Genomic DNA, 1,171 nt, shown 5'->3' on the forward strand with positions numbered 1-1,171 from the left:
GGCGGCCTCGGTGGCCGCGGTCTTCACGGTGACCAGCACACAGTCCGCCTCGGCGGCCGCATCGGGCGTGGTGGCGACTGCCAGCCGGTCGGGCGGCAGATGCCGGGGCGGGCGGACCGAGTCGCTGAGCGTCAAGCCCTTCTCCCGCAGGACGTCCATCGCCGCCGGCCGGCCGATCAGGGTGACGTCGGCGCCGGCTGCGGCGAGGCTTCCGCCGAGATGGCAGCCGATGCTGCCCGCGCCGAGGACTGCGAACTTGGGACGGGGCTCGGACATGCGGTTCACTCCCGGAAGGCTTGGCGGAGGGGTCCAGCATGACCGAGGGCGGCAGCCCTGACCACCGGCCCCACCGAGCGGACGGCCGCGGGCCGGCGGAGGTGGCATTCGCTTGGTCGCCGACCCGTGCGAGGCGGGCCCGCCCAGCAGGAGTGGCAGGGCGGGCCCATTGGGTGCTCAGCCGCAGGGCTGAGCGGAAAGTGGTCCTGTGCGCGGTCCAGTCCTCACAGGGGCAGGTCCTCCGGGTCCGTCGCCCTCAGCGGGCGGGGAGTTGGTCACGACGGCATTTCTCCGCGGACCGGGCAACGGCACGTTCGGCTGGAGGGGTGATGATCGGGGTCAGCCGGTGCAGGTGGCGCCGGGGCGTGGCAGTGTGCGGGTGGTCAGGTAGCGGTTGGTGGCGTCTCGTACGCACTGGGAGACGAGGAACATGCTGTAGTCGTCGCCTTCCCGGGCGAGGACGACGCTGCCGGGCAGCTGGGATGCCATGGCCTGGACAGCGCGGTAGGGGGCGAGGGCGAGGCTGCCGGCGCGGGGGGACCAGTCCACTGCCTTTCGGCGGGGCGGTTGTTCGACGTGCGCTTCGCCAGCCGACGGCGGCGGGGATGCGCACGGGCTGCTCCAGGGCGGGTCGGCGGGTGCCGTCGAGGGCTCTGGAGTCAGTCGGCCCGTGCGTCACGACCCGCCACAGGAGCCGGTGTGTCTCCTGTCCGTGGCTCAGGCCGCGGTGTCGTTCAGGGCGGTGTCGGGGATCCAGGAGCCGTGGATCCCGGCGGTCACCCGTCGGGGCAGGTGGACGGTGGCGATCTGGTTGAGGCCGGAGGCGTCGAGGACGAGGAGTTGCGAGGCGTCCTGCTTGAGGTCGGATACGACGGTGAGCAGGTAGCCGTCGTCC

The 1,171-nt window shown here is 72.8% G+C and carries 3 protein-coding genes; all 3 read right to left on the reverse strand.

The window, feature by feature from the left end; translation table 11 throughout:
• Nucleotides 1–276 (reverse strand): 2-dehydropantoate 2-reductase N-terminal domain-containing protein (locus tag AB0H32_RS48410; protein WP_361136154.1); only part of this gene is annotated, 276 nt, incomplete at its 3' end.
• A 339-nt stretch (nt 277–615) separates the two neighbouring features.
• Nucleotides 616–825, reverse strand: coding sequence for an alpha/beta hydrolase (locus AB0H32_RS48415; protein ID WP_361136157.1), 210 nt, complete (start codon nt 823–825; stop codon nt 616–618).
• Between the two features lie 168 nt (nt 826–993).
• Nucleotides 994–1,158 (reverse strand): carotenoid oxygenase family protein, encoded by a 165-nt coding sequence (locus AB0H32_RS48420; RefSeq protein ID WP_361136160.1) that lies wholly within the window; start codon nt 1,156–1,158, stop codon nt 994–996.
• Nucleotides 1,159–1,171: the final 13 nt, after the last annotated feature.

The organism is Streptomyces sp. NPDC020362 (assembly GCF_040642095.1).
Classification (GTDB): domain Bacteria; phylum Actinomycetota; class Actinomycetes; order Streptomycetales; family Streptomycetaceae; genus Streptomyces.